The sequence below is a fragment of the Actinotalea subterranea genome (genome assembly GCF_008364845.1).
Classification (GTDB): Bacteria; Actinomycetota; Actinomycetes; order Actinomycetales; family Cellulomonadaceae; genus Actinotalea; species Actinotalea subterranea.
In genome coordinates, this window is sequence record NZ_VTTP01000002.1 from 333,036 (window position 1) to 359,479 (window position 26,444).

22 protein-coding genes are annotated in these 26,444 nt (G+C 73.7%); 13 read left to right on the plus strand and 9 right to left on the minus strand.

Features of this window, described 5'->3' with window-relative positions; translation table 11 throughout:
- Positions 1 to 109: 109 nt before the first annotated feature.
- A complete protein-coding gene (gene rsgA, locus FZ988_RS04495; RefSeq protein ID WP_188078967.1) occupies positions 110 to 1,405 on the minus strand; it encodes a ribosome small subunit-dependent GTPase A in 1,296 nt (431 codons plus the stop codon).
- Between the two features lie 313 nt (positions 1,406 to 1,718).
- Here rsgA and recO point away from each other — a divergent pair, with 313 nt between their 5' ends.
- The 3 genes from recO to FZ988_RS04510 all read left to right on the plus strand — a co-directional run bounded on the left by recO (position 1,719) and on the right by FZ988_RS04510 (position 3,687).
- Positions 1,719 to 2,450: a DNA repair protein RecO gene (gene recO / locus FZ988_RS04500; protein WP_149202807.1), complete on the plus strand. Its 732-nt coding sequence runs from the start codon at positions 1,719 to 1,721 to the stop codon at positions 2,448 to 2,450.
- The gene (locus FZ988_RS04505; RefSeq protein ID WP_149202808.1) at positions 2,447 to 3,271 is read left to right on the plus strand and encodes an isoprenyl transferase; all 825 of its coding nucleotides are present in this window, start codon (positions 2,447 to 2,449) and stop codon (positions 3,269 to 3,271) included. Before recO ends, FZ988_RS04505 begins: the two co-directional genes overlap by 4 nt.
- 65 nt (positions 3,272 to 3,336) lie before the next feature.
- On the plus strand, positions 3,337 to 3,687 hold the full coding sequence (locus FZ988_RS04510; RefSeq protein ID WP_149202809.1) for a VOC family protein: 351 nt from the start codon (positions 3,337 to 3,339) through the stop codon (positions 3,685 to 3,687).
- 15 nt (positions 3,688 to 3,702) lie between these two features.
- Here the strand turns inward: FZ988_RS04510 and FZ988_RS04515 are convergent, their stop codons facing one another.
- From FZ988_RS04515 to FZ988_RS04535, 5 genes are read right to left on the minus strand one after another with little or no spacing between them, the layout of a single operon-like run.
- Positions 3,703 to 4,221: a DedA family protein gene (locus FZ988_RS04515; RefSeq protein WP_149202810.1), complete on the minus strand. Its 519-nt coding sequence runs from the start codon at positions 4,219 to 4,221 to the stop codon at positions 3,703 to 3,705.
- A 19-nt stretch (positions 4,222 to 4,240) separates the two neighbouring features.
- Complete coding sequence (locus FZ988_RS04520; RefSeq protein WP_223145042.1) at positions 4,241 to 4,672, minus strand: Fur family transcriptional regulator; 432 nt, start codon at positions 4,670 to 4,672, stop codon at positions 4,241 to 4,243.
- Positions 4,672 to 5,604 carry a metal ABC transporter permease gene (locus FZ988_RS04525; protein WP_149202812.1) on the minus strand — a complete coding sequence of 311 codons (933 nt, stop codon included), beginning with the start codon at positions 5,602 to 5,604 and terminating at the stop codon, positions 4,672 to 4,674. Before FZ988_RS04525 ends, FZ988_RS04520 begins: the two co-directional genes overlap by 1 nt.
- A complete protein-coding gene (locus tag FZ988_RS04530) occupies positions 5,601 to 6,386 on the minus strand; it encodes a metal ABC transporter ATP-binding protein (protein WP_149202813.1) in 786 nt (261 codons plus the stop codon). Before FZ988_RS04530 ends, FZ988_RS04525 begins: the two co-directional genes overlap by 4 nt.
- On the minus strand, positions 6,383 to 7,372 hold the full coding sequence (locus FZ988_RS04535) for a metal ABC transporter substrate-binding protein (RefSeq protein WP_223145027.1): 990 nt from the start codon (positions 7,370 to 7,372) through the stop codon (positions 6,383 to 6,385). Before FZ988_RS04535 ends, FZ988_RS04530 begins: the two co-directional genes overlap by 4 nt.
- Before the next feature lie 172 nt (positions 7,373 to 7,544).
- Between FZ988_RS04535 and FZ988_RS04540 the strand changes: the two genes are divergently transcribed.
- Positions 7,545 to 8,933 (plus strand): glycine--tRNA ligase, encoded by a 1,389-nt coding sequence (locus tag FZ988_RS04540; RefSeq protein WP_149202815.1) that lies wholly within the window; start codon positions 7,545 to 7,547, stop codon positions 8,931 to 8,933.
- Between the two features lie 70 nt (positions 8,934 to 9,003).
- Here FZ988_RS04540 and FZ988_RS04545 read toward each other — a convergent pair whose 3' ends face one another.
- A complete protein-coding gene (locus FZ988_RS04545; protein WP_246169208.1) occupies positions 9,004 to 10,347 on the minus strand; it encodes a YibE/F family protein in 1,344 nt (447 codons plus the stop codon).
- A 90-nt stretch (positions 10,348 to 10,437) separates the two neighbouring features.
- Between FZ988_RS04545 and dusB the strand changes: the two genes are divergently transcribed.
- Positions 10,438 to 11,589: a tRNA dihydrouridine synthase DusB gene (dusB, locus tag FZ988_RS04550; protein WP_149202816.1), complete on the plus strand. Its 1,152-nt coding sequence runs from the start codon at positions 10,438 to 10,440 to the stop codon at positions 11,587 to 11,589.
- Positions 11,590 to 11,713: 124 nt separating this feature from the next.
- Positions 11,714 to 13,324 carry an outer membrane protein assembly factor BamB family protein gene (locus tag FZ988_RS04555; RefSeq protein WP_149202817.1) on the plus strand — a complete coding sequence of 537 codons (1,611 nt, stop codon included), beginning with the start codon at positions 11,714 to 11,716 and terminating at the stop codon, positions 13,322 to 13,324.
- Positions 13,325 to 13,336: 12 nt separating this feature from the next.
- Here FZ988_RS04555 and FZ988_RS04560 read toward each other — a convergent pair whose 3' ends face one another.
- Positions 13,337 to 15,115 (minus strand): glycoside hydrolase family 13 protein, encoded by a 1,779-nt coding sequence (locus FZ988_RS04560; protein ID WP_149202818.1) that lies wholly within the window; start codon positions 15,113 to 15,115, stop codon positions 13,337 to 13,339.
- Between the two features lie 35 nt (positions 15,116 to 15,150).
- A complete protein-coding gene (locus FZ988_RS04565; protein WP_149202819.1) occupies positions 15,151 to 16,188 on the minus strand; it encodes a LacI family DNA-binding transcriptional regulator in 1,038 nt (345 codons plus the stop codon).
- Between the two features lie 185 nt (positions 16,189 to 16,373).
- Between FZ988_RS04565 and FZ988_RS04570 the strand changes: the two genes are divergently transcribed.
- The 7 genes from FZ988_RS04570 to dnaG all read left to right on the plus strand — a co-directional run bounded on the left by FZ988_RS04570 (position 16,374) and on the right by dnaG (position 26,444).
- Positions 16,374 to 17,609 (plus strand): sugar ABC transporter substrate-binding protein, encoded by a 1,236-nt coding sequence (locus FZ988_RS04570; protein WP_149202820.1) that lies wholly within the window; start codon positions 16,374 to 16,376, stop codon positions 17,607 to 17,609.
- 271 nt (positions 17,610 to 17,880) lie between these two features.
- On the plus strand, positions 17,881 to 19,524 hold the full coding sequence (locus FZ988_RS04575) for an ABC transporter permease subunit (RefSeq protein ID WP_149202821.1): 1,644 nt from the start codon (positions 17,881 to 17,883) through the stop codon (positions 19,522 to 19,524).
- Position 19,525: 1 nt separating this feature from the next.
- On the plus strand, positions 19,526 to 20,443 hold the full coding sequence (locus tag FZ988_RS04580; RefSeq protein WP_149202822.1) for a sugar ABC transporter permease: 918 nt from the start codon (positions 19,526 to 19,528) through the stop codon (positions 20,441 to 20,443).
- A complete protein-coding gene (locus FZ988_RS04585; protein WP_188078968.1) occupies positions 20,440 to 22,254 on the plus strand; it encodes a glycoside hydrolase family 13 protein in 1,815 nt (604 codons plus the stop codon). Before FZ988_RS04580 ends, FZ988_RS04585 begins: the two co-directional genes overlap by 4 nt.
- The gene (locus FZ988_RS04590; RefSeq protein ID WP_223145028.1) at positions 22,251 to 23,021 is read left to right on the plus strand and encodes an AAC(3) family N-acetyltransferase; all 771 of its coding nucleotides are present in this window, start codon (positions 22,251 to 22,253) and stop codon (positions 23,019 to 23,021) included. Before FZ988_RS04585 ends, FZ988_RS04590 begins: the two co-directional genes overlap by 4 nt.
- Positions 23,022 to 23,055: 34 nt before the next feature.
- Positions 23,056 to 24,339 carry a deoxyguanosinetriphosphate triphosphohydrolase gene (locus tag FZ988_RS04595; RefSeq protein WP_149202824.1) on the plus strand — a complete coding sequence of 428 codons (1,284 nt, stop codon included), beginning with the start codon at positions 23,056 to 23,058 and terminating at the stop codon, positions 24,337 to 24,339.
- Between the two features lie 77 nt (positions 24,340 to 24,416).
- Positions 24,417 to 26,444, plus strand: coding sequence for a DNA primase (dnaG, locus tag FZ988_RS04600; protein WP_149202825.1), 2,028 nt, complete (start codon positions 24,417 to 24,419; stop codon positions 26,442 to 26,444).

Genomic DNA, 26,444 nt, shown 5'->3' on the forward strand with positions numbered 1-26,444 from the left:
CGGGGTGCGACGCAGCCTGATCCGGGGTGCGCCCGTCCTCGCGGGCGGGCGCGCCCCGGGCCGGCTCGTGCCCACCGCCGGAGCGTCCTGGGCTCGAGGCCCTGGTGCTTCAGCGCCGCTTGGGGTGTGCCCGGGCGGCGCGCGCATGCTCCTTCCACGGCCGGACGAGCTCGGCGCGCAGGCGGGCATCGGTGCGCGACGCCTGCCACGCCGCCTCCCGCAGGAGCTTGCGGAAGCTGAGCAGACGGCGCAGCGGCAGGTCACCGGCGTCGACGGCCGCGAGCACGGCGCAACCCGGCTCGGTGCGGTGCTCGCAGTCCCGGAACCGGCACGCGGCGGCGAGCTCCTCGATCTCCGGGAACACCGTCTCGACGTCCGTGTGCCCCGAGAGGCCGATCGTGCGCATCCCCGGGGTGTCCAGCACGGCGCCCGCCACCGGACCGAGATGGAGCTCCCGGGTGACGGTTGTGTGCCTGCCCTTGCCCTCCGCCCCGAGGGACCGCGTGGCCATCGGCCCGGTGCCAACGTCGCCCGCGACGAGCGCGTTGAGGAGCGTCGACTTGCCGACACCCGACGCGCCCAGCAGGGCGATCGTCGCGCCGGCCGCCAGGTGGGCGTGCAACGCCTCGAGGCCGTCACCCGAGGGCGTGGAGACGGCGAGGACGTCGGCACCGGGGGCCAGCAGCGCGACCTCGTCCCGGACCGCGCCCGGGTCCCGTGCGAGGTCGGCCTTCGTCAGGACGACGACGGGCCGGGCGCCCGAGGACCACGCGAGCGCGAGGAGGCGCTCGATCCGCGCCTCGTCGAGGTCCGGCACCATGCCCTCGACGACGGCCACGACGTCGGCGTTGGCCGCGAGCACCTGGCCGTGGGACGAGCCGTCCGCCTGCGCCCGGACGACGGCCGTGCGGCGCGGGAGGACAGCCGTCAGGACGAGCCTGGCCTCGGCCCGGGAGCCGTCCACCGGCTCGGCGACGACCCAGTCCCCGGCGGCGGGGACCCGGGTCGGGTCGTGGGACACGGCGCGTTCGAGCGCCGGGCCCCACGCGGCGGTCAGCGTGACGAGCTCGGCGCCGCGGGTCCCGCCGACCTGGGGCGCGAGCACCTCGCACGAGCCACGGTCGGCACGCGCGACCCGGCCGACCACGCGCCCGGCCGACCTCGGGCCGCCGGGCCGGGCCTCGTCGAGGTCGCGCAGGGCTGCGGACCAGGTGGTGTCCCAGCCGAGCCGCAGGAGCGCGTCGTCGGGCGTGGGGACGGAGCCCGGCGCGGTGGGTCCTGGAACCGCGGATGCTGCGGCTGCGGGAACCCGGGCTGCGGGAACGCGGGCTGCGGGAACGCGGGCTGCGGACCCTGGTGCTGAGGGAACGGGGGCTGCGGAGCCGGGCACTGCGGGTGCTGGCACTGCGGGTACTGACGGCACGGTCTGGACCTCTCGGGGAGACCCGCGCGGCCTCAGTGCTGCGCGGGGCGGAAGGGGGTGGGCACGACGACGAGCACATCGGCAGTCATGGTCCGCACCTCCCCGTCCGTTCCGGCGCGTCCGGGTCCCGCCCGGCCGTCGTCCCGCACGTTAGCCCCGGTGCCGCGCGCTCGTCACGTGCATTCCTGGGGCCGGCCGGGCGGCCAAGCCTCGCGCCCGGTCGGATCGAGGATCGTCGGACGACGGCGGGCGCGCCGGGCACGCGGTCGTGGGGCCGACGGGGGACAATGGGCGGGTGAGTCTCTACCGTGACGAGGCGATCGTGCTGCGCGCCCAGAAGCTGGGGGAGGCCGATCGGATCGTCACGCTGCTCACCCGTCAGAACGGCAAGGTGCGCGCGGTCGGCAAGGGGGTCCGCCGCACGTCGTCGCGCTTCGGCTCACGCCTCGAGCCCTTCATGCTCATCGACGTCCAGCTCTACACGGGGCGCAGCCTCGACGTCGTGACCCAGGTCGAGACCCTCGGCCCGTACGGCCGCGCGGTGTGCGCGGACTACGCGCTGTACACGGCCGGGACGGCGATGCTCGAGACCGCGGAGCGGCTCGTCGAGGCCGAGCGGGAGCCGTCGACGCAGCAGTTCCTGCTCCTCGTCGGCGCCGTCCGTTCGCTCGCCGAGCGCGCCCACGCCCCGGGCCTGGTGCTCGACTCCTACCTCCTGCGGGCGCTGTCCGTCGCGGGGTGGGCGCCGTCGTTCGCGGACTGCGCGCGGTGCGGCGCGCCCGGCCCGCACCGCGCGTTCGCCGTCGGGTCGGGCGGGGCGGTCTGCTCCGCGTGCCGACCGCCCGGTGCGGCCTCCCCGGCGCCCGAGACCTTCGAGCTGCTCGCCGCGCTGCTCTCCGGCGAGTGGGGCACCGCGGACGCGAGCCACGAGCGCCACCGCCGTGAGGCGAGCGGTCTCGTCGCGGCCTTCCTGCAGTTCCACCTCGAGCGGAGCCTGCGCTCGCTGCGCATGGTCGAGCGCGTATGACGCCGCGCGCCGGGGGCTGGGGCAGGTCGGCCGCACCCGCGTCCCACGTGGTCGTCCCGCCGCCACCGCACCCGTCGGGCGAGACCGCCCCGCGCATCCCGGCCGAGTTCGTGCCGCGGCACGTGGCGATCGTCATGGACGGCAACGGCCGGTGGGCCAACGAACGTGGCCTCCCGCGGACCGCCGGGCACGCGGCGGGCGAGGCGGCGCTGCTGGAGGTGGTCGCCGGCGCGATCGAGATCGGCGTCAAGCACGTGTCCGCCTACGCGTTCTCGACCGAGAACTGGAAGCGCTCGCCCGAGGAGGTGCGCTTCCTCATGGGCTTCAACCGGGACGTGCTGCGGCGGCGGCGCGACACGATGCACGACTGGGGCGTCCGCGTCCGCTGGGCGGGGCGTCGGCCACGGCTCTGGCAGTCGGTGATCCACGAGCTCGAGACGGCCGAGGAGCTCACGCGCCGCAACGACGTGTGCACCCTGACGATGTGCGTCAACTACGGAGGGCGCGCCGAGGTCGCCGACGCGGCCCGCGCGATCGCTCGTGAGGTCGCGGCCGGGCGCATCAACCCGGACCGGGTCGACGAGCGCACTGTCGCGCGCTTCCTCGACGAGCCGGAGCTGCCCGACGTCGACCTCTTCGTGCGGACATCGGGGGAGCAGCGCACCTCCAACTTCATGATCTGGCAGGCGGCCTACGCGGAGCTCGTCTTCCTCGACGAGTACTGGCCCGACGTCGACCGGCGGCACCTGTGGCGTGCCGTCGAGACCTACGCGCGCCGTGACCGCAGGTACGGCGGCGCCGTCGACGCGACGCAGGCCTGAGCGCTCCCGCCCGCGGTTCGCCCCGTCGCATGTCGGGTGTGGGTGCCCGGCGCTAGCGTCGTGCCATGACGATGAACGTGGCGATGGTGACCTTCGACGCGCGAGACGCCCGGGCGCTCGCGACCTGGTGGGCGCGGCAGGTCGGCGGTGAGGTCGTGGCGGACCACGACGGGTGGTTCCTCATGGTGTCGGCCGGGCCGGACCGGCCGGTCCTGGGGTTCCAGCAGGTCGCAGACCCCACGCCCGGGAAGAACAAGGTCCACCTCGACCTCGAGGCGCCCGATCGTGAGCTCGAGGTCGAGCGGCTGCTCGCCGACGGCGCCCTCCAGGTCGCACGTCACGAGAGCGCGGGGTTCGCCTGGGTCGTGCTCGCGGACCCCGAGGGCAACCAGTTCTGCGTGTCGCAGCGGCACTGACGGCACGCGCCCGGCTCACGGCCTGGCGTCGGCGCCCTCGGCGGCGAGGTCCTCGATGCGGTCACGCTGCTCACGTCGGCGACGGCTGCGCACCACGAGGACCGTGACGAGAGCGACCGCGACCGTGACGGCCCCCGCGAGCGCCCACGGCGAGCGGGCCGCGAGGGCGATCGCGCCCGCCACGGCCGCCATCCCGCCGCCACCCCACACCGCGGCCCACACGAGGCACCCGGGCAGCGCCCACAGCGTGTAGCGGAGCCAGCCGATCCGCAGCAGACCCGCGGCGGCGTTCACGGCCGTCTGGAAGCCCACCGTGAGGAACGACAGCGGCACGATGGGCATGCCCCACCGCTCGATCGCCCGCACGCCGCGGTGGACACGCGGGGAGTCGAGCCGGTCCTTCCAGCGTGACCTCAGCACGCGGACGGCCACGCCCCGTCCCGCCCAGTACGTCGCCTGCGACCGCATGAGCGCGCCGGAGAGGAAGAACAGGTAGATGCCCAGGACCGGCCAGTCCGAGGTCCAGGCGGGCATCAGGGGGCCTGCGTGGGCGTCATGACGCGCCCTCGTGCGGGCCCGGGCCCCGGTCGGTGGGTGCGTCGTGGGCGGCGCACGCCGCGCAGGTGCCGTAGAGCTCCATCGTGTGGTCGATGTCGATGAACCCGTGGCTCGCACCGACCTGGGCGGCCCAGGCCTCGACGCTCGGACCGTCGATCTCGACGGTCCGACCGCAGGTCCGGCACATGAGGTGGTGGTGGTGCTCACGCCGGGCGCACCGGCGGTACACGGCCTCGCCGTCGGTGCTGCGGAGCACGTCGACCTCGCCACCGTCCGCGAGCGACTGCAGGGTCCGGTAGACCGTGGCGAGCCCGATGCCCTCGCCACGGTCACGCAGGAGCTCGTGGAGCTGCTGGGCGGAGCGGAACTCCTCGACCTCGGTGAGCGCGTCCGCCACCGCGGAGCGCTGGCGGGTCATGCGCTGCATCATCGACCTCCCGGGGTGGCCAGCTCGACGTCGTCGGCGACCTGCGGGTGCGGGTCCACACCTTCGCGGCGCCGCCGCCTCGCGAAGCCTAGGACACCGCGGACCAGGGTCGTGACCGCGTACAGGCCGATCGCGAGGACCACGATCATGGCCCCGGGCGACACGTCCTGCCAGTAGGTGATGGACAGGCCGGTGACGCACACGACGACCCCCACGACCATGGCGGTCGCCATGGTGCGTCGGAACGAGGACGTGACGAGCTGTGCGACGGCGACGGGCACGATCATCAGGGCGCTCACGAGCAGCAGGCCGACGACGCGCATCGCCACCGTGACCGTGAGCGCCGCGATGACGGCGATCGCGAGGTTGAGGGCGCGCACCGGCAGACCGCTGGCCCGCGCGAACTCCTCGTCGTGGCTCACCGCGAAGAGCGCCGTGCGCAGCCCGACGCCGACCACGAGCACGCCGAGCGCGAGGAGCACCGTCAGGGTGAGGTCACCGGTCGTGACCGTGGAGATCGACCCGAAGAGGTAGCCCATGAGGTTGGCGTTCGTGCCGCCGGCCTGCGAGATGAGCAGCACGCCGCCGGCGATGCCGCCGTAGAAGAGCAGCGCGAGGGCGACGTCACCGCTGGTCTGCCCGCGCTCACGCACGAGCTCGATCGCGAGGGCGCCGAGCACCGCGGCCACGACGGCGCCCGGGACGGCGAGCGCGTCGTCGGGCGCCAGGCCGAGCGCGTTGCCGATGAGCCATCCGAGCGCGACGCCCGTGAGTGCCACGTGGCCGATCCCGTCGCCCAGCAGCGACAGCTTGCGCTGCACGAGGTAGGTGCCGATCACGGGCGCCGCGAGGCCCACGAGCAGCGCCGCGACCAGCGCACGCTGCATGAGGGGGTCCGACAGCATCGCGCCGAGCTCGTCCAGGGCGTTCATGCCTGCCACCTGATGGTCGGTGCGAGGGCGGGCTGCCCCTCGGACGCCGGGCCGCGGTCGCCGTCGTGCGGGTGCAGGTGCACGTGGTCCGGGCCGGCGTGCTCCGCGGACGGCGCGGGCGGGGTGCCGTCGTGCGCGACGCAGCCGTGCCGCAGCACGACCGCACGGCGGATCAGCGGCTCGAGCGCGCCCAGCTCGTGCAGCACGACGAGCACGGTGGTGCCCCGGTGCGTGAGCCGGGTCAACGCATCGGCGAAGACCTGCTGGCTGGGCAGGTCGACGCCGGCGACGGGCTCGTCGAGCACGAGCAGGTCGGGGGAGCGGACGAGCGCGCGCGCGATGAGCACGCGCTGCTGCTGCCCTCCGGACAGCTCCCGGACCGGGCGGTCGGCCTCTGCCCCGAGACCCACCTCCTCGAGCGCGGCGCACGCACGCCGGCGCGCGTCGCGCGGGGGGAGCAGGCGGCGCGCGTGGAGCGTGCCGGAGACGACGACCTCGCACGCCGTGGCGGGCACGCCGGACGCCGCGCTCACGCGTTGCGGCACGTAGCCGACGCGCTCCCACGGGACGGCACGGCCGAGGGGTGTGCCGAAGAGCTCGACCGTGCCCGACTCGGCGGGCACGGCACCGACGAGCGCGCGGACCAGGGTCGACTTGCCCGACCCGTTGGCGCCGAGCAGGGCCACGACCTCGCCGTCGTCGACGGCGAGGTCGATGTGGTGAAGGATGACGGACCCGCCGAGACTGACCCGCAGTCCCGCGGCGCGGACGACCGGTGTCATCGGCAGCCGAGCGCGGCGCGCAGCGCCGAGAGGTTCTGCTCCATGACTCCACGGTAGTCCGTGGCGTCGTCCGTCTGGCTCTCGACCGGGTCGAGCACGGCGGTCGTGATCCCCAGGTCGTCCGCGAGGGTCTCCGCGACCTTGGGGTTGACGAGGGTCTCCGTGAAGACGGTCGTGACCCCGTGCTCGGTGACGACCTCGCGGATCTCGCGCAGGCGCGCCGGCGACGGCTCGGACTCGGGGTCGAGCCCGGAGATCCCGACCTGCTCGAGCCCGTAGCGCTCGGTCAGGTAGCCGAAGGCGGCGTGGGAGGTGACGATCACGTCGCGCTCGCAGTCGGCGAGGCCGTCGGTGAGCTCGGTGTCGAGCGCCGCGAGGTCGGTTCCCAGTGCCTCGGCGGCGGTGGTGTAGTCGTCGGCGTGGTCCGGGTCGGCCTCGCTCAGTGTGTCGGCGACGTCGAGCGCGACGGCCGCGAGCAGGGTCGGGTCGAGCCAGAAGTGCGGGTCCTGCCCGTCGTGCCCGTGGCCGTCGTCGGCCTCGGCCGTCTCCTCCTCGGACGCGTGCTCGTCGGCCTCGTCCTCCTCGGCGTGCTCCTCGGTCGCCTCGCCCATGTGCTCGGCGACGGCGGGCGTGGCGGCGGCGTCGACCAGATGGGCCGGCTCGCGTGCCTCGACGGCCGTGTCGACGGCGGGCTGGAAGCCTGCGAGGTAGACGACCACCTCGGCCTCGCCGACCTCACGGACCTGCCGCGGCGAGAGCTCGACGTCGTGGGGCTCGGCGCCGGGCGGGGTCAGGGAGGTGACGTCGACGAGGTCGCCGCCGACCTGGTCGACGACGTACTGGAGCGGGTAGAACGACGCGAGGACCTGGAGGCGACCCGAGTCGTCCGCGCCGGCCTCGGTCGCGCAGCCGCCGAGGGTCAGTGCCGCGGCGGCGGTCAGTGCGACGGAGGTGGCGGCCGCGCGGCGGCGACGGGGGGATGTCATGAGGATCATTCTCAGTAGTGGTGAGAACGATTGTCAAACCGGCCCCGGCGCGGTCGCGCGTGCGGCGTGCGGTCCGCCGGTAGCCTTGGCCGACGACGTGCCCCGCCTGCGCCGGCGCGTCCCGTCCGCGCGAGCCACGTGCGGACCCGCACGAGCTCTGGAGTGATCACCTGTGGCCGCAACGCCGTCCCGCCTCGACGCCGTCACCAACCTGGCCAAGCGCCGGGGGTTCGTGTTCCCCTCGGGCGAGATCTACGGCGGTACGCGGTCCGCGTGGGACTACGGCCCCCTCGGTGTCGAGCTCAAGGAGAACATCAAGCGCCAGTGGTGGCGGGCGATGGTCACGAGCCGTGACGACATCGTCGGGCTCGACTCGTCCGTCATCCTGCCTCGGCAGGTCTGGGTGGCCTCCGGTCACGTCGGCGTGTTCACGGACCCGCTCACCGAGTGCCTGAGCTGCCACAAGCGGTTCCGTGAGGACCAGATGCTCGAGGAGTTCGAGGAGAAGAAGGGCCGTGCGCCCGAGGGGGGCCTCGCCGAGGTCGCCTGCCCCAACTGCGGCACGCGGGGCCGCTGGACCGAGCCGCGCGACTTCAACATGATGCTCAAGACGTACCTCGGCCCCGTCGAGGACGAGTCGGGCCTGCACTACCTGCGCCCCGAGACGGCCCAGGGCATCTTCGTCAACTTCGCGAACGTCATGACGACGTCGCGACGCAAGCCGCCGTTCGGCATCGGGCAGATCGGCAAGTCCTTCCGCAACGAGATCACGCCCGGCAACTTCATCTTCCGCACACGCGAGTTCGAGCAGATGGAGATGGAGTTCTTCGTCGAGCCCGGCACCGATGCCGAGTGGCACCAGTACTGGATCGACACCCGGACGGACTGGTACGTCGGTCTCGGGCTGTCGCGGGACAACCTGCGCCTGTACGAGCACCCGCAGGAGAAGCTGTCCCACTACTCGACGCGCACGGTCGACATCGAGTACCGGTTCGGCTTCCAGGGCAGCGAGTGGGGCGAGCTCGAGGGCATCGCGAACCGCACGGACTTCGACCTGAAGACGCACAGCGAGCACTCGGGCCAGGACCTGTCGTACTTCGACCAGGCCAAGAACGAGCGGTGGGTGCCCTACGTCATCGAGCCCGCGGCCGGTCTGACGCGCTCGCTCATGGCGTTCCTCGTCGAGGCGTACGCCGAGGACGAGGCGCCCAACGCCAAGGGCGGCGTCGACAAGCGGACCGTGCTGAGGCTCGACCCGCGGCTGTCGCCCGTCAAGGCCGCGGTGCTGCCGCTCTCGCGGCACGAGGACCTGTCGCCGGTGGCGCGGGACCTCGCCGCCGAGCTCCGCAAGGCGTGGAACGTCGACTTCGACGACGCCGGCGCGATCGGTCGGCGGTATCGCCGGCAGGACGAGATCGGCACGCCCTTCTGCATCACCGTGGACTTCGACTCGCTCGAGGACCAGGCCGTCACCATCCGGTCGCGCGACACGATGGCGCAGGAGCGGGTCTCGCTCGACCAGGTGACGGGCTACCTCGCCGCACGCCTCGTCGGCTGCTGAGCCCCGGTCCACGCTCAGGTCTGCTCGGCGCCGGCCCCGCTGCACCCACGGGTGCGGCGGGGTCGCGTCGTCAGTCGGTCTGCGCGCCCCGAGCGGGTGGTTCCGTCGCGCCCGGTCCGCCGTCCGGGCCGGACGGGGCAGAGCCGGACGGGGCAGAGCCGGACGACGGCGCCACCGCCGTGGCTGCGTGGGCGTGCAGGTGGCCGCCGGCCTGCGGCGAGCGGTGCCGGCTCGCCGGTGACGCCGTGACGACGGCCGCGGCGATCGCCGTCGTCAAGGGGATCGCCAGCACGAGGCCGATCGAGCCCACCAGGGTGCGGGCGACCTCCTCGGCGAACTCGCCGCTGCTCAGCGTCTGGAGCAGGGGCAGCTGGTACACCTGGAGGAGGAGCAGCACGGGCAGCGCCGCGCCCGCGTAGGCGAACGCGATCGTGTACACGGTCGACGCGATGTGGTCCCGGCCGATCCGCATCCCACGTGAGAACAGGGTCCGGCGGGACGCGTCGGGGTCGGAGCTGCGCAGCTCCCACACGGCGGACGCCTGCGTGATGGTCACGTCGTTCAGCACGCCCAGCCCGGCGAGCACCACCCCGCACAGGAACAGGCCGCGCAGCGCCGACCCGTCGAGCTGGCCGGTGAGCTGGGCGAGCCGGTAGTCCTCCTCGGTCGCGATGCCGGTCAGGTGCGCGGCGCGCGCCGCGAGGACCCCGAGGCCCGCCGTCACGCCGAGCCCGGCGAGGGTTCCGACGAGAGCCGTCGTCGTGCGCCTCGAGAACCCGTGCGCGAGGTAGAGGACGACGAACATGATGGCCGACGAGCCCACGAGGCCCACCGTGAGCGCGTCGGCGCCCTCGAGGAGCGCGGGGAGCATGAAGGCCCCGATCACGGCGAAGGCGATGACGAGGCCGACGAGCGCACGCAGGCCGCGCAGGCCGGCCACGGCGACCACGACGATCGCGAACGCCACGGCCAGCGCGCCGAGGGGCGTCGTCCGCGCGAAGTCGTACCAGGCCCACACCTCCGGCTCCGTGTCGGTCTGGAGGTAGCGGACGAGCACGATCGAGGTCCCCGCGGGGAGGTCGCGGTCACGCACGTTGGCGGGTGCCCAGACCTCTACCTGCTCCCCGGCCGCGTCGGACGACGTGACCTCCGCGGTCACGAGCGTGCACGCCACCGACTCCGGGATCGTGCCGTCGGGCAGGCGGTCCTCGTTCTCGCCGCCGCAGGACTCGCTCGTGGCCGTCAGGACGCGAGCCGACGGGTACTCCGCGTCCATCGCGACGATGCCCGTGGTCGGGCCCTCGCCGGTGGGCCACAGGGCGACCAGGCCCGCGACCGTGGCGAGCGCGAGGGGCACGAGGACCGCGAGGAGCGCGGTGGTGGTCCGGTCGAGGCGGCGGGACGGGCGTGGCACCCGCAGATCATCCCTCACGCCGGGCGGCCTCACCGGGCGGCGCCGCGGCCTGGTCACGGGGCCGGGCCGACGGGATGGGAGAATCGGCGGATGACCGCTGTGCTGCCACCCCTGCGGATCGGCCCGCTCACGGTCGAGACCCCCGTCGTGCTCGCCCCGATGGCGGGCGTGACGAACCGCGCGTTCCGGCGCCTGTGCCGCGAGCACGGCGCGGGTCTGTACGTCGCCGAGATGGTCACGTCGCGCGCGCTCGTCGAGCGGACGCCGGAGTCCATGCGCATCATCCGGCACGACGCCGACGAGCGGCCGCGGTCCGTCCAGGTGTACGGCGTCGACCCGACGACCGTCGGTGCCGCCGTCCACGTCCTCGCGTCCGAGGACAGGGCCGACCACGTCGACCTCAACTTCGGGTGCCCCGTGCCCAAGGTCACGCGCCGCGGCGGGGGAGCGGTGCTCCCGTGGAAGCGGGACCTGTTCGCGTCGATCGTGCGTGCCGCCGTCGACGCCGCGGCGCCGTACGGCGTGCCCGTCACGATCAAGATGCGCAAGGGGATCGACGAGGACCACCTGACGTACCTCGAGGCGGGCCTCGTGGCGCAGGACGCCGGGGTCGCGGCCGTCGCCCTGCACGCCCGCACCGCCGCCGACTACTACTCGGGCACCGCGGACTGGGACTCGATCGCCCTCCTCAAGCAGACGGTGACCGACATCCCGGTGCTCGGGAACGGGGACATCTGGTCCGCGGAGGACGCGCTCGAGATGGTCGCGCGCACGGGCTGCGACGGCGTCGTGGTCGGCCGGGGGTGCCAGGGCCGGCCGTGGCTCTTCGCGGACCTGGCGGCCGCGTTCCACGGCTCGGACGTGCGTGTGCGCCCCGGGCTGCGCGAGGTCGCGGACGTGATCCGGCGGCACGCGGAGCTCATGGTCGAGGAGTTCGGCGACGAGCTCAAGGCGCTGCGGGAGATGCGCAAGCACATGGCCTGGTACCTGAAGGGGTACGTCGTCGGCGGCGCCCTGCGTGCCGAGCTCGGCCTCGTCGAGACGCTCGAGCACCTCGACGCGCTGCTGTCGACGCTCGACCTCGACCAGCCGTACCCCGGTGCGGGTGCTGAGGGGCAGCGTGGTCGGTCCGGGTCGCCCAAGCGGCCCATCCTGCCCGAGGGCTGGCTCGACTCGCGGGACCTGAGCCCCGCCTTCCGCTCGGCCCTCGCGGAGGCCGAGCTGAGCGTCTCGGGCGGCTGAGCCCAGCGTCTCGGGCGGTTAGGGTGCGCCTGCCTGGAGGCTGAGCCCCGACCAGCACGGCGGCCGAGCAGCGCGCGCCCCCGACCGGGTGCCCCGGTGCGCGTCGGTTGGTTACGCTCGCGTCATGCGCGGCCGACGTGGGCGACGCTCGGGCCATGACACGGAGCTCATGGAGGTCGAGCTCGTCGACGCGAGCCCGTGGGACGACGTGGTCGAGGACCTCCTGGTCTCGCGCGGGTTCTCGATCGACGACGACGCCGCGGAACAGGCGGAGGACCCCGACCCGGCTGAGGGCGGACGGCGCGGTGCGGCGGTCGTGCGGCGCCTGCGTCGCGCGCGGCCCCAGGTCCTCGTGGCCGCGGGACTCGCGCTCGCCGTCGTCGTCGGCGCCAACGTCGTCGAGGGGCGGGCCGCGGCGGAGCGCCGCGAGACGCTCGCCGCCGCGCTGGGGCCCGTGCCGTCGCTCGCCGAGCCCCTCGAGGAGCTGTGGCGTGCACCCGGCTGGTACTCGGGCGACGCCGGGGAGGTGCTGCTCGTGCGGTCGGACACGGGCATCTCCGGCCTGGACCCGGCGACCGGAGCGGTCGTCTGGTCCCGGACGGACGCCGCAGGCGACCCGGAGCTCGGCGAGACCCAGGAGTACTGCGCCCCGGTCGGCGAACGCGCCCGGGACCTCGGGCTGACGGTCGACGCGACGGGGCGTCAGTCGGTGGCAGCGCAGGGGGCCGAGGCGGACGACCGCCCGGTGCTGCTCGCATGCTTCGCGTCCGGCGCATACGGCTACAGCAGCGGCTCCGACGCGCGGGAGGTCGCGCCCGCGCCGTGGACCCTGACCGTCGTGGACGGCGCGACGGGCCGCTCGCTGCGGACGCGGACGGTCGAGGGTGCCCTCATCAACGCGCTGAGCACCGAGGACGACGTGATCCTCGGCACCGCGACCGCGGACGGGTTCCTGCGCGTGACGCGTTGGGACCCCGACTCCGGCGAGCTCGCGTGGGAGTGGACGAGCCCGGAGCCGATCGCCCCCGGCGGGACCGTCCAGGGCTGGGAGCTGCGCGACGGCTTCCTCGTGATCACCGGGACCATGCGGGTGAGCGTCTCGGTCGAGACCGGGGAGCCCGGGGAGCGCGGCGAGGCCGTCTCGGCGACGGACAACACGGCGTGGATGACGCGCACCGACCTGGGCGGTGGGCGGGAGGCCGTCTGGCGCGAGGGCTCGGTCCACCTCGCCAGCGAGGGTGAGGTCCTCGGCCCGGACGGGCAGGTCCTGTTCGCGCTGCCCGGCCAGGTCCTTCGCCCCCACCACTACGACGGCTCGTTCCCCGAGGTGCTCGTGGTCGGCGCCGGCGCGGGCATCGCGGCGCTCGACCTGGCCGACGGCGAGCGGCGGTGGCGCTCGGACGAGATCGTGGGGTCGAGCGTCCCGTTGCTCCAGGTCGACGGCGTGCTCGTCCTCCAGGACGGCAACGCGGTGCACGCGGTGGACGTCCGTGACGGCGCCGTCCGGTGGTCGACCCCGGACGGGGCGATGGGCTACGGGTCGTCGCTCACGGACGGCGAGCTGATCGTCACCTCGGAGATGACCGGCACGCAGACCATGCTCGTCGCGCGGGACGTGCAGGACGGCACGGTCCGCTGGCGCGCGCCCGTGCCCGAGGGGTTCATGTTCCTTCAGACGACGGGCAGCGGCGCCGTGCTCGCCGCGACCCAGGACGGTGTCGTCGCCCTCGGGTGAGGGCGCCTGGGCTCAGGCGGTCAGCCGTGCCCACACGGTCGTGTCCGGCGGCACGAGCACGGCGTCGTCGTCCGCGACGGGCAGGTCGTCCGACGCGTGGACGAGCGTCAGGTCGGCGGGCAGTCGCAGGGCGTCGGGGCCGAAGTTCGTGATGACCAGCAGCTCGCGGTTCACGAAGGCCAGCACCGTGCAGTGCGCACCCGCGGGCAGGCCGTCGACCCACGCGAGGGAGCCCGAGCCGAGCCGGAACTCCCGGCGCAGCCGCAGGGCCGATCGGTACACCTCGTAGGTCGACCCGGCCGTGCCGCGCTGCGCGTCGAGGGCGTAGCGGCGGTAGGACTCCGGCTGCGTCAGCCAGGCGGCGCCCGTCGGCGAGAACCCGAACGCGGGCTCGTCCGCGGCCCACGGCAGCGGGACGCGGCACCCGTCACGGCCGCGCTCGGTGTGCTCGGAGCGCCACCACGTCGGGTCCTGGCGCTCGTCGTCGTCGAGGCTCGTGTGCTCGGGGAGGCCGAGCTCCTCACCCTGGTAGAGGTACGCGGAGCCGGGGAGCGCGAGCATCATGAGCGTCGCCGCCCGTGCGCGGCGCAGGCCCAGGGCCTCGTCAGGCTGCGGGTCGCCGGCTCCGATGCCGTTCGGCTTGGACCCGGGCACCTCGAGGCCGAGGCGCGACGTGTGCCGCACGACGTCGTGGTTCGAGAGCACCCACGTCGTCGGGGCGCCGACCGCGTCGTTGGCCTCGAGGGACGCGGTGACGACCTCGCGGAGCACCGGCGCGGACCACAGCGCCGTGAGGAAGGAGAAGTTGAACGCCTGCTGCATCTCGTCCGGGCGGACGTACCGGGCGAGCCTGCTCAGGGGCTCGACCCAGGCCTCGGCGACGAGCGCGCGGTCGCCGTCGTACTCGGCGAGGACGGCGTGCCACGAGCGGTAGATGTCGTGCACGCCGTCCTGGTCCCACATGGGCCCCTGGTTCCCGGCGCCCGTCGAGCCGTCCTCGGAGCCGGTGGTCCCCTCGTGCGCGCCCTCGATCATCGAGGAGCTGCCGGCCCAGTCGGGCAGTCCGGGCTCCTTGACCATGCCGTGCGCGACGTCGACGCGGAACCCGTCCACGCCGCGGTCGAGCCAGAAGCGCAGGACGGACTCGAACTCCGCGCGCACCTCGGGGTTGGTCCAGTCCAGGTCGGGCTGGGTGGTGTCGAAGAGGTGCAGGTACCACTGGCCGGGCGTGCCGTCCGGTTCCGTCACGCGTGTCCATGCGGTGCCGCCGAAGACGGAGGTCCAGTTGTTCGGGGGCGCGGCGCCGTCGGGCCCCCGGCCGTCACGGAAGACGTAGCGCGCCCGCTCGGGGCTGCCGGGGGCTGCCGTGAGAGCGGCGCGGAACCACGCGTGCTCGTTCGAGGTGTGGTTGGGGACGAGGTCCACGATCACGCGGATGCGGTACCGGTGCGCCGCGGCGAGCATCGTGTCGAAGTCGTCGAGCGTCCCAAACAGGGGGTCGACGTCGCGGTAGTCGGCCACGTCGTACCCGGCGTCGTGCTGGGGCGAGCGGTAGAAGGGTGAGAGCCACACCGCGTCGACGCCGAGGCGTGCGAGGTGCGGCAGCCGCGACGTGATCCCTGCCAGGTCGCCGATGCCGTCGCCGCTCGCGTCCGCGAACGAGCGTGGGTAGACCTGGTAGATCACCGCTGTGCGCCACCACTCGGCCGCCCCCGTCGCGGGCGTGTGCACGAGGGTCGTGGTGGTGGTCGGCGCGGGCGCCGTCGTGGCGGTGGGCGTGTCTGAGCGCACGGTGTTCCCGTCGGGATCGGGGGCGAGGGCAGTTTTCAGCGTACGGCGGGTGCGGGTCCCGTCGAGCCACGGACGATGAGCTCCGGGTGGAAGAGCAGCTCGGTGCGGGGCACGCGCGCGCCGGAGACCTCCGAGAGCAGTGCGCTCACGGCGGCCTTGCCCATGCCGCTGACGGGCTGGCGGACGGTCGTCAGCGGGGGGTCGGTGAAGGCGATGAGCGGGGAGTCGTCGTAGCCGAGGACCGAGATGTCCTCGGGGACGCGCAGCCCGCGTGCGCGAGCCGCGCGGATGGCGCCGAGCGCCATGAGGTCCGAGCCGCAGATGATCGCGGTGTGCCCGCTGTCGATGAGCTCGCCGCCTGCGGCCTGCCCGCCCTCGACGGTGAAGAGCGTGGTGACGATGTGCTCGGCGGGGTCGATGTCGGGCGTCTGCCGCCGCAGGCCCTCGCTGAAGGCCGCGACCTTGCGGCGTGCGGGGATGTACCGGTCGGGGCCGATCGCGAGGCCGATCTCCCGGTGCCCGAGGGAGCGCAGGTGCCGCAGCGACAGGTCGATCGCGACGGCGTCGTCGGTGGAGACGGTCGGGGCGTCGACACCCTCGGCGTAGCCGTTGACCAGGACGACGGGGAGCCCGCGGCTGATCAGGCGGTGGTAGCGGTCCCGGCTCGCGGTCGTGTCGGCGTGCCGCCCGGAGACGAAGACGATGCCGTCGACGCCGTGCTCGAGGAGCATCTCGACGTACTCGTCCTCGGTGGTGCCGCCGGGGGACTGGGTGCACAGGAGCGGCGTGTAGCCGCGGTCGGAGAGGGTGGTCTCGATCGCCTGCGCGAGCGCCGGGAAGACAGGGTTGTCGAGCTCGGGCACGATGAGCCCGATGAGGCCCTCGGACCGGGTGCGCAGCTTCTCGGGACGGTCGTAGCCCAGCACGTCGAGGGCTGCGAGGACGGCCTTGCGCGTCTCCCCGGCGACACCCGCCTTGCCGTTGAGGACCCGTGAGACGGTCGCCGTGCTGACGCCGGCCTGGTCGGCAAGGTCCTTGAGGCGTGTACGCACGTGGGGCAGCGTAGAGGACACCAGCACCTCCTCGTGGTGGACGCCCCGGCCTCTGCGCCGGGTCTCTCGTAAGCGTTGCCTGAAAGTTACCGCAACGGCTTGCAGGATCGCCAGTCGCCGGGTTAGCGTCCCGTCATCAGGGCCGGCGTCGGCGGTGAGACCGGCGACGGACGGCCGGTTTCACGACCCGTTTGGAGACAACCCCGATGCGACGGAGCATCCCCCTGGTAGCGGTGGCCCTGGGCGCCGCACTGACCCTGACCGCGTGCGCCGGATCGGACCCCGAGCCCGAGGAGTCCGCAGCCGCGGAGGAGACCGAGGCGGCCGACGGCGGCGCGCTGACCGTCTGGGTCGACGAGACCCGCCAGGCCGCGGTCGAGGCCGCAGCCGCCGACTTCGAGGCCGAGACCGGCGCCGATGTCGAGCTCGTGCTCAAGAACTTCGACGACATCCGCGCCGACTTCCTCGCGCAGGTGCCGACGGGCGAGGGCCCCGACATCACCGTGGGCGCGCACGACTGGCTCGGCGAGATGACCGCCAACGGCGTCGTCGCGCCCATCGAGCTCGGCGACCTCGCAGGAGACTTCGCCGACGTGGCCGTCGAGGCGTTCACCTACGACGGCCAGGTCTACGGCCTGCCCTACGCGATCGAGAACATCGCGATCATCCGCAACACCGCGCTCGCGGACTCCACGCCCGCGACCTGGGACGAGATGATCGCGAAGGGCCGCGCGGCCGGCACGACCTACCCGTTCCTCGTCCAGGTTGACGAGAAGGGCGACCCGTACACGATGTACCCGCTCCAGACGTCGTTCGGTGCGCCCGTGTTCGCGCAGGCCGAGGACGGCTCCTACACGTCCGACCTCGCGCTCGGCGGCGAGACGGGCAACGCGTTCGCCACGTGGCTCAAGGCCCAGGCCGACGCCGGCGTGCTCTCGACGTCGATGACGTACGACATCGCCGTCCAGGCGTTCGCCGACGGCGAGTCGCCGTACATCCTCGGTGGCCCGTGGATGCTCGAGCAGTTCGCGGACCTCGACCTCGCGATCGACCCGATCCCGAGCGCCGGTGGCCAGCCCGCCCAGCCGTTCACGGGCGTCGCCGGCTTCTACGTCAACGCGCAGTCCGAGAACCAGGTGCTCGCGACCGACTTCCTCACCAACTTCATGGCCACAGAGGAGGCGCAGATCGCGATCTACGAGGCGGGCAACCGTCCGCCGGCCCTCACGGCCGCTGCCGAGACCGTCTCCGAGGACCCGATCACGGCGGGCTTCCTGGCCGTCGGCGAGGGCGCCCTGCCCATGCCGTCGATCCCCGAGATGGGCTCCGTCTGGTCGTTCTGGGGCGTGACCGAGGCCGGCATCATCTCGGGCTCGATCGAGCCCGTCGCCGGCTGGGAGAAGATGGTCACGGACATCCAGGCCGCGATCGACGCGTCCTGACGCGACGCAGCGTGACCGCCGTGGCGCGCAGCCGGAGCACCTGCCGGCTGCGCGCCACGCGCACGACCCGCGCCCCGGGCGTCGCCCGGCGCGCGACCCCCACCGCACTGATGATCCGCACGGCCCGCCGGACCGGCAGGTCGGCGGCCCCCCACCCCTGACGCGCGCGCGGACCGCGACCAGCGCCCGCACGCCCCGAGGGTCGCGACGACGCGGCCCACGTCCCGAGGGTCGCGGCGACGCGACCCGGCCCGCAGCCACGGAGGACCCGATGAGCTCGCCCCACGTCCCACAGGCCACGCCGACGGACGGTGCACCGCAGTCCGACGAGGCGGGGCGCGACGTGCGGGTCGTGCCGCCGCGCGGCGGCGCCTCCCATGCACGCACGTGGTCGCGAGGGTTCCTCGCCAAGCTCGTGCTCCTCGCGGTGGTCGACGCGCTCGGCGTCTACGTCGCGATGGCCGCCCTCGCCCAGGAGTCCTACGGGATCCTCTGGGTCATGGTGGCGCTCCTCGTCGTCACCAACTGGGTCTACTTCTCCCGCCGGGCCGTGCCGCTGAAGTACTTCCTGCCCGGCCTCGCGTTCCTGCTCGTCTACCAGGTGTTCGTGGTCGGCTACACGGGCTACGTGGCGTTCACGAACTACGGGGACGGTCACAACTCCACCAAGGCCCACGCGGTCGACGCGCTCCTGATCCAGAACGAGCAGCGGCTCGAGGACAGCGCGACCTACCCGCTCGCCGTCGTCGAGGGCGGCGGGGGACTGGGCTTCGCGGTGCTCGACGGGGACGAGGTCCGGGTCGGTACGGCCGACGAGCCCCTCGCCGACGCGCCGGACGCCGTGGTCGTCGACGGCGACATCACGGAGGTCCCCGGGTACGAGGTGCTGAGCCGCGCCCAGGTGCTCGAGCGGCAGACGGAGGTCACGGCGCTCCGGGTCCCGTACTCGGACGAGGCCGACGCCGGGTCGGTGCGCACCCAGGACGCGCGCAACGGCTACCTGTACCGCTCGACGCTCGTCTACGACGAGGCCGCGGACACGATGACCGACACCGAGACGGGCACGGTGTACGAGCCCAACCGTGACGGGCAGTTCGAGGCGGCGGACGGCTCGACGCTCGCGGTCGGCTGGCGGGTCCCCGTCGGGTTCGACAACTTCACCACCGCGTTCGGCGACCCGCGGTACTCGACGCCGTTCTTCAAGGTGCTCGTCTGGACCGTGGTGTTCGCGCTGCTCTCGGTCGCGCTCACGTTCTTCGTGGGGCTCTTCTTCGCCGTCGTGCTCAACGACGACCGCATCCGGTTCCGGCGCGTGCTGCGGTCCTTCCTGATCCTGCCGTACGCGTTCCCGGCGTTCATGTCCTACCTGCTGTGGCGGGGGATGCTGAACAAGGACTACGGGTTCGTCAACACCGTGCTGCTCGGCGGCGCGGACCTGAACTGGCTGAGCGACCCGTGGCTCGCCAAGATCGCGATCCTCGGGGTGCAGGTCTGGGTGGGCTTCCCCTACATGTTCCTCATCTGCACGGGCGCCCTGCAGTCGATCCCGGGGGACCTCGTCGAGGCGGCCAAGATCGACGGGGCGGGCCGTCTGCGCCTGTGGCGGTCGATCACGCTCCCGCTGGTCCTCGTCGCGACCGCGCCCCTGCTCATCTCGTCGTTCGCGTTCAACTTCAACAACTTCAACATCATCGAGATGATCACCGAGGGCAACCCGCGGTTCCCGGACGCGTCGGTCCCCGTCGGCTCGACGGACATCCTCATCACGATGGTCTACTCCGTGTCCGGCCTCGACGGCGGCGCGGCGAAGAACTACGGCCTGGCCAGCGCGCTCTCCATCGTGATCTTCGTCATCGTGGCGACGATCTCGGTGATCAGCTTCAAGCGCACCCGCTCGCTCGAGGAGATCAACTGACATGGCCACGCACACCGTGAGCGCCCCCGCGGCACGCCGTGGCCGGCGGCCCGCCGACCAGCACACCGCGGTCACCGGCCGCCGCTGGTGGAGCGAGCTCGGCTGGCGCTACGTCGTCGCCGGCCTCGCGATCGTCTACGCCGGGTTCCCGATCCTGTACGTCATCTCCGCCTCGTTCGCCTCCGGGGGCACCCTCACGGGTTCCAACCAGCTCTTCGGGACGATCACGGGCGACAACTACGCGGCGCTCAACGACACGCGCTTCTGGTCCTGGGTCAGCAACACCCTGGTGATCGCGACGGTCACCGCCCTGGGCACCGTGCTCATGGGGGCTGCGGCCGCGTACGCGTTCTCCCGCTTCAGGTTCACGGGCCGGCGCGTCGGGCTCACGACGCTGCTCGTGATCCAGATGTTCCCGCAGCTCCTCGCGTTCGTCGCGGTCTTCCTGCTGCTGCTCGCGCTCGGCGACGTCGTGCCCGCTCTCGGCCTCAACTCCCGCCTCGCTCTGATCATGGTGTACCTCGGCGGCGCGCTCGGCGTGAACACGTTCCTCATGTACGGGTTCTTCAACACCGTGCCCAAGGAGCTCGACGAGGCCGCCAAGATCGACGGGGCGACCCACGCGCAGGTCTACTGGACGATCATCCTGCGGCTCGTCTCGCCGATCCTCGCGGTCGTCGGCCTGCTGTCCTTCATCAGCTCGTTCTCCGACTTCCTGCTGGCCAAGCTCATCCTGCAGTCCGAGGAGAACTGGACCCTCGCGGTCGGGCTCTACCAGTGGGTCGCGGACCGCCTCTCGGCCAACTGGGGGCTCTTCGCCGCCGGTGCCGTGATCAGCGCGGTGCCCGTGGTCCTCCTGTTCATCTTCCTGCAGAAGTACATCGTCGGCGGGCTCACGGCGGGGTCCGTCAAGGGATGAGCCGGATCGACCTGGGCCCGCACCACGACGGCAGCGGGCTCTACGTCCCGGCGGGCACCCCGGCGCTCGGCGACGTCGTACCCGTGCGCGTCCGCGTCCCCGCGTCGGCCGGGGAGCGCGGCGTCCACGTGCGCGTGGTGCGCGACGGCGAGCCCATGGTCACGCCCGCCCGCCTCGACCGCAGCACGCCCGACGAGCGCTGGTACGTCGCGGAGGTCCAGGTCCACAACCCGGTCACGTCCTACCGGTTCCTGCTCGACGAGCCGGGCGGCTACCGGTGGCTCAACGGACGTGGCCTGCACGCGCGCGACGTCCCCGACGCCGCCGACTTCCGGCTCACCGTCCACGAGCCCGCACCCGCGTGGGCCCGCGACGCCGTCGTCTACCAGGTGTTCCCCGACCGGTTCGCGCGCTCACGCGACGCCGGGCGACGCGACCTGCCGTCGTGGGCGGAGCGCGCCGTGTGGGACGACGAGCCCGTGGGCGCGGGGCCCAGCACGCCGCGTCAGCTCTACGGCGGCGACCTCGCGGGCATCGAGGAACGGCTCGACCACCTCGTCGCGCTCGGCGTCGACGTCCTGTACCTCACACCGTTCTTCCCGGCCCGCTCGAACCACCGCTACGACGCCAGCTCGTTCGACCACGTCGACCCGCTGCTGGGGGGCGACGAGGCCCTGGCGTCCCTGTCGAGGGCGCTGCACGCCCGCGGGATGCGCCTCATGGGGGACCTCACCACGAACCACACGGGCGACGGGCACGAGTGGTTCGCGCGCGCGCAGGCGGACGCGTCGAGCGACGAGGCGTCGTTCTACCACTGGACCGACGACGGGGGGTACGTCGGGTGGCTCGGCCACGCGAGCCTGCCCAAGCTCGACCACGGGGCCCCGGCGCTCGCGGCGAGGATGGTCGACGGGCCGGACTCGGTCATCGCACGCTGGCTCCGTGAGCCGTACGCGCTCGACGGCTGGCGCATCGACGTCGCGAACATGACGGGCAGGTACGCGGACGTCGACCGCACGCACGCCGTCGCCCGGACGATCCGCCGCACGATGCGCGCCGTCGCGCCCGAGACCCTCCTGATCAGCGAGCACTTCCACGACGCGACCGGCGACCTGGTCGGCGACGGCTGGCACGGCAACATGAACTACACGGGCTTCACGCGCCCCGTGTGGACCTGGCTGATACCCCGGGGTGCTGACGAGGCCATGTTCGGGCTGCCGGTGCCGCGACCCCGGCGGCCCGGCCCGGCCATGGTCGCCACGATGCGCGACTTCGACTCCGCCGTGCCGTGGCAGGTCACGTCCCAGCAGTGGAACATGCTCGGCTCGCACGACACGCCACGGATCCGCACGCTCCTGGGCGCCCCGGGTCTGGTCGAGGCCGCCGTGGGGCTCCTCATGACCTACCCCGGCACGCCCGTCCTGTTCGCGGGCGACGAGATCGGTGCGACGGGCCGCAACGGGGAGCACGCGAGGGTCACCATGCCCTGGGACCGCCCCGAGCGCTGGGACGCCGGGACGCTCGCCACGTACCGCACCCTCATCGCCGTCCGACGCTCGTCGCGCGCGCTGACCCACGGCGGGCTGCGCTGGGTGCTCGTCGAGGACGACGCCGTCGCATACCTGCGCGAGACGTCCGACGAGCGGGTTCTCGTCCTGGTCGCACGCGCCCCGTGGGCAGGCGCGACGCTTCCCGGCCACCTCCTGGCGGGCGGCCGGGTCGAGACCCTGCACGGCCCGGACCTGCGCGCGGACGCCGACGGCCTGCACCTGCCCGGCGACGGGCCCGGCGTGGGGGTGTGGCGCCTGTGATCACCCGGACGAGCCTCGCGGCCGACCTCGAACGCCTCGGCGTGCGCCCCGGCGGCGTGCTCCTCGCCCATGTGTCGCTCTCGCGGCTCGGCTGGGTGGTCGGCGGCGAGCAGGCCGTCGTGCTCGCCCTCGAGGACGCGCTCGGCCCGCGGGGGACCCTCGTGATGCCCAGCCAGTCGTGGCAGCTGTGCGACCCGGCGTACCTGCAGGACCGGCCGGCCCACGAGTGGGACGCGGTGCGGGACGCGCTGCCCGCGTACGACCCCACGTGGACCCCGACGCGGACGATGGGCGCCGTCGCGGAGGCGCTGCGGACCCAGCCGGGGACCGTGCGCAGCGGCCACCCGCACCGCTCGTTCGCCGCCCACGGTCCCCGCGCCGCCGAGGTCGTGCGGCGTCACGACCTGGCGGACCCCGTCGGCGAGGGCTCGCCCCTCGCAGCGGTCCACCGCCTCGACGGGCAGGTGCTCCTGCTGGGCGTGGGGCACGACAAGAACACCTCGCTGCACCTGGCGGAGGCCCGGTCCGGCCTGCCGGTGCGCACGGTCCCGAACGGTGCGCCCCTGCTGGTCGCAGGCGTGCGGCGCTGGGTCGCCTTCGAGGAGCCCGTCGTCGACGACGCCGACTTCGCCGAGGTCGGCACCCACTTCGCGGCGGCGGGGGGTGTGCGCTCGACCCAGGTCGGCGCGACGCTCGCCCAGCTCATGGACCAGCGTGCGCTCGTCGCGCACGCTGCGGCCTGGTTCGCCAGGCACCGCGCGTCCTGACCGGGTGCGGCGTCCACTCGTTAAGGTCGTCCCTGTGCCACCCACCGCGCAGCGACCCGTCGGCGAGTACACGACGGACGACCGTGAGCGGTGGGCCGCCGAGGCGCCCAAGTCCCAGGAGCGCACCCCGTTCGAGCGCGACCGCGCACGCATCCTGCACTCCTCGGCCTTGCGCCGGCTCGGGGCCAAGACCCAGGTCCTGGGCCCGGCGAGCGACGACTTCGTGCGGACGCGGCTGACGCACACGCTCGAGGTCGCGCAGGTCGGGCGCGAGCTCGGCAAGGCGCTCGGCTGCGACCCGGACGTCGTCGACACGGCGTGCCTCGCGCACGACCTGGGCCACCCGCCCTTCGGCCACAACGGCGAGCGCGCGCTCGCCGAGGTCAGCGCCGGCATCGGCGGGTTCGAGGGCAACGCCCAGACCCTGCGCCTCCTGACCCGGCTCGAGCCCAAGGTCGCCGACCCCGCCACCGGCCGGCCGGTCGGCCTGAACCTGACCCGCGCGAGCCTCGACGCGTCGACCAAGTACCCCTGGTCGGCCCTCGACGCCCCGCTGCGCCCCGACGGGACGCCGTCGGCCAAGTTCGGTGTGTACGCCGACGACGCCGAGGTGTTCGCCTGGCTGCGCGTGGGGGCGCCGGAGCGGGTCCGATGCCTCGAGGCCCAGGTGATGGACCTCGCGGACGACATCTCCTACTCGGTCCACGACGTCGAGGACGCCGTCGTCGGCGGGCGGCTCGAGCTCGACGTCCTCGCCGACCCGGCGGCGCGTGACCGGGTCGTCGCGCAGGTCATGGACTGGTACGGCAGCGTCGTCGACGAGGACGGCCTCCAGGCGGCCATGCGGCGCCTGCCCGCGACGGACACGTGGGTCTCGGGCTTCGACGGCTCGCGTCGGGCGCTCGCCGCGCTCAAGGACATGACGAGCCAGCTCATCGGCCGGTTCTGCGACGCGGCGATCGACGCGACCCGGGAGGTCTACGGGTCCGGGCCGCTCACGCGCTACGCGGCGGAGCTCGTCGTGCCGGCGCCGACGCTCGCGGAGATCCTCGTGCTCAAGGGCCTCGCGGTCACCTACGTCATGGCGCCGCGTGAGCAGGAGCCCCTCTACCGTCGCCAGCGCGAGCTGATCGCCGACCTCGTCGCGGTGCTGAGCGACCGGGCGCCCGTCGCGCTCGAGCCCCCGTTCGCGGCCGACTGGCTGGCGGCGGGCGACGACTCCGGGCGCCTGCGCGTCGTCGTCGACCAGGTCGCGTCCCTGACCGACGTGAGCGCCGCCGAGTGGCACGCCCGGCTGGTCCGCCCGTCGCGCCTCTGAGGTCGCCCGGCCCCCGCCGCAGGCCCGGGTCGGTCCGCGCGTCGGGCCGGTGCGCCACCAGCACCTAGACTCGCGCCGTGGCAGGACGGATCCGACGCGAGGACGTGGCGGCCGTCCGCGAGCGTGTGCGGATCGAGGACGTCGTCGGCGAGCACGTCACGCTCAAGACCGCGGGCGTCGGCTCGATGAAGGGCCTGTGCCCGTTCCACGACGAGCGGTCCCCGTCCTTCCACGTGCGGCCCCAGGTGGGTCTGTGGCACTGCTTCGGGTGCGGCGAGGGCGGCGACGTCATCTCGTTCGTGCAGAAGATCGACGGGCTCGGCTTCACCGAGGCCGTCGAGCACCTCGCCGGTCGGGTCGGCATCCAGCTCCGCTACGAGGACGGCGGGGCGATGCGTCCCGGCGAGGAGCCCGGGCGCCGGCAGCGGCTCCTCGAGGCGCACCGCGTCGCGGCCGCGTACTACGCCGAGCAGATGCTGACGCCCGCCGCCGCGGTCGGCAGGACGTTCCTCGCGGAGCGCGGCTTCGACCGGGCCGCGGCGGAGCACTTCGGTGTGGGCTTCGCGCCCGCCGGGTGGGACCACCTCCTGCGTCACCTGCGCTCCAAGGGGTTCACGGAGGCCGAGCTCACGGCCACGGGCCTCATGAGCCAGGGCAACCGGGGCCTCTACGACCGGTTCCGGGGCCGCCTCGTGTGGCCGATCCGCGACGTCACGGGCGACGTCGTCGGGTTCGGTGCCCGGCGGCTCCTCGAGGAGGACCAGGGGCCCAAGTACCTGAACAGCCCGGAGACGGCGCTCTACAAGAAGGCCCAGGTGCTGTACGGCATCGACCTCGCCAAGCGGGAGATCGCCAAGGCGAAGCAGGTCGTGGTCGTGGAGGGCTACACCGACGTCATGGCGGCGCACCTGTCCGGTGTGCCCACGGCGGTTGCGACGTGCGGCACGGCCTTCGGCTCCGACCACGCGCGCGTCGTGCGGCGCCTCGTGGGGGACACCGCGTCGGGCGCGGGCGTGCAGCTCTCCTCCGGAGCGTCCGTCGGCGGGGAGATCATCTTCACCTTCGACGGCGACGCCGCCGGTCAGAAGGCCGCGCTGCGGGCGTTCGGGGAGGACCAGCGCTTCTACGCGCAGACGTTCGTCGCCGTCGAGCCGGGGGGCATGGACCCGTGCGACCTGCGGCTGGCCAAGGGGCCGGAGGCCGTGCGTGCGCTCGTGGCCGGGCGCCAGCCGTTGTTCGAGTTCGTCATCCGCTCGACGCTCCGCGCGCACGACCTCGACACGGCCGAGGGCCGCGTGGCCGCGCTGCGGGCGTCGGCCCCGATCGTCGCGGGGATCCGGGACACGGCGCTGCGGCCGGAGTACACGCGCATGCTCGCCGGCTGGCTCGGCATGGAGGGTGACGCGGTGCAGCGCGCGGTCCACGACGCGTCACGGCAGGCGCCGGTGACCGCGGGCGACCGGCGCAGGCCCGACCCGACGATGCCGGGCCCGGGGGAGCGACCCGACGGCGGCTCACGCCGGCAGGGCAGTGACACGACGCGTGACGCGCGGCCGCGGCCGATCGCGCCGGACCGGGCGGACCCGGTCGCGAAGCTGGAGCGCAACGCGCTCGAGGCCGTCCTGCAGCACCCGGAGGTCGTCGACGCGTCGGCGTTCGACGCGCTCCCGCACGACGCGTTCTCGGTCCCCGCGTTCCGCGCCGTGCACGAGGCCATCCGCGCGGCCGGGGGCCTGAGCGCCTCGCGCGGGCTGCCGGCTGGTGAGCCCGACGCCTCCGAGCACGGCGCAGGGACGGCCGGGCAGCCCCTGGGCGTCGAGCGCTGGGTCGAGCGCGTGCGCGACGAGGCCGCAGCACCCGTCGCGGGGCTCGTGACGGAGCTTGCCGTGACACCCCTGCCCGAGGACCGGCCCGACGCGGTCGACGACTACGTGCGCGGGGTGGTCGAGGCGCTCGTCGACCTCGGCCTGACGCGTCAGATCGCCGACGCGCGGGGACGGCTCCAGCGCATGGACCCGGTGGTGGAGGCACAGGCGTACCAGGCGGCGTTCGCCGACCTCGTGGGGCTCGAGGGGCGTCGGCGCGCGCTGCGCGACCGGGAGTGA

Excerpts from the sequence above, each read along its gene's own strand:
- dusB (WP_149202816.1), top strand. The coding sequence starts at position 10,438 with ATGACCGCTGTGCTGCCACCCCTGCGGATCGGCCCGCTCACGGTCGAG.
- FZ988_RS04525 (WP_149202812.1), bottom strand. The coding sequence starts at position 5,604 with ATGAACGCCCTGGACGAGCTCGGCGCGATGCTGTCGGACCCCCTCATG.
- FZ988_RS04585 (WP_188078968.1), top strand. The coding sequence starts at position 20,440 with ATGAGCCGGATCGACCTGGGCCCGCACCACGACGGCAGCGGGCTCTAC.
- FZ988_RS04510 (WP_149202809.1), top strand. The coding sequence starts at position 3,337 with ATGACGATGAACGTGGCGATGGTGACCTTCGACGCGCGAGACGCCCGG.
- FZ988_RS04520 (WP_223145042.1), bottom strand. The coding sequence starts at position 4,672 with ATGCAGCGCATGACCCGCCAGCGCTCCGCGGTGGCGGACGCGCTCACC.
- FZ988_RS04535 (WP_223145027.1), bottom strand. The coding sequence starts at position 7,372 with ATGACATCCCCCCGTCGCCGCCGCGCGGCCGCCACCTCCGTCGCACTG.
- FZ988_RS04515 (WP_149202810.1), bottom strand. The coding sequence starts at position 4,221 with ATGCCCGCCTGGACCTCGGACTGGCCGGTCCTGGGCATCTACCTGTTC.
- FZ988_RS04555 (WP_149202817.1), top strand. The coding sequence starts at position 11,714 with ATGCGCGGCCGACGTGGGCGACGCTCGGGCCATGACACGGAGCTCATG.
- FZ988_RS04580 (WP_149202822.1), top strand. The coding sequence starts at position 19,526 with ATGGCCACGCACACCGTGAGCGCCCCCGCGGCACGCCGTGGCCGGCGG.
- FZ988_RS04530 (WP_149202813.1), bottom strand. The coding sequence starts at position 6,386 with ATGACACCGGTCGTCCGCGCCGCGGGACTGCGGGTCAGTCTCGGCGGG.
- FZ988_RS04505 (WP_149202808.1), top strand. The coding sequence starts at position 2,447 with ATGACGCCGCGCGCCGGGGGCTGGGGCAGGTCGGCCGCACCCGCGTCC.
- FZ988_RS04570 (WP_149202820.1), top strand. The coding sequence starts at position 16,374 with ATGCGACGGAGCATCCCCCTGGTAGCGGTGGCCCTGGGCGCCGCACTG.
- FZ988_RS04575 (WP_149202821.1), top strand. The coding sequence starts at position 17,881 with ATGAGCTCGCCCCACGTCCCACAGGCCACGCCGACGGACGGTGCACCG.